Origin of the sequence: Paenibacillus sinensis (genome assembly GCF_019904155.1) — a bacterium.
In the GTDB taxonomy this organism is placed as follows: Bacteria; Bacillota; Bacilli; order Paenibacillales; family Paenibacillaceae; genus Paenibacillus_AQ; species Paenibacillus_AQ sinensis.
The window spans coordinates 1-482 of the sequence record NZ_JAHCMB010000133.1; the positions used below are offsets into that span (position 1 = coordinate 1).

General features: G+C 38.2%; 1 protein-coding gene. It reads left to right on the plus strand.

Annotated features, from left to right (window positions below; genetic code table 11):
• Positions 1-14: 14 nt before the first annotated feature.
• Positions 15-482 (plus strand): acyltransferase domain-containing protein (locus tag KIH86_RS15535; protein ID WP_223110548.1); only part of this gene is annotated, 468 nt, incomplete at its 3' end.

The window sequence follows — 482 nt, forward strand, 5'->3', positions numbered from 1 at the left end:
ATCAGGGGGTTGGAATGAATAAACCGATTGTTTTTATGTTTTCTGGACAAGGTTCTCAGTACTATCAAATGGGAAAGGAGTTGTTTGATAATGACCCTATCTTTCAAAAATGGATGATCAAGATGGATGATATCGTGCAACGGAATATCGGTAGATCCGTCATTAATGAAATCTATCATGATCATGGGCGAAAAGAGAATAAATTTGATCGCACGTTATTCACTCATCCGGCCATTTTTATATTGGAATACGCATTGTCTCAAGTTCTAATAGAAGGCGGAATAAAGCCGGACTATGTTTTGGGTACAAGCTTGGGCGAATTTACGGCTCTTGCTGTTTCCGAGAGCATGGAAGTGGAAGACGTAATAGAGTGTCTGATCAAGCAAGCAGAAATGATTGAATCTAACTGTAAACAAAGTGGAATGTTAGCTATTCTGGATCACATCAGTCTTTATGATGAAAACCCATTGTTGTTTCAAAAT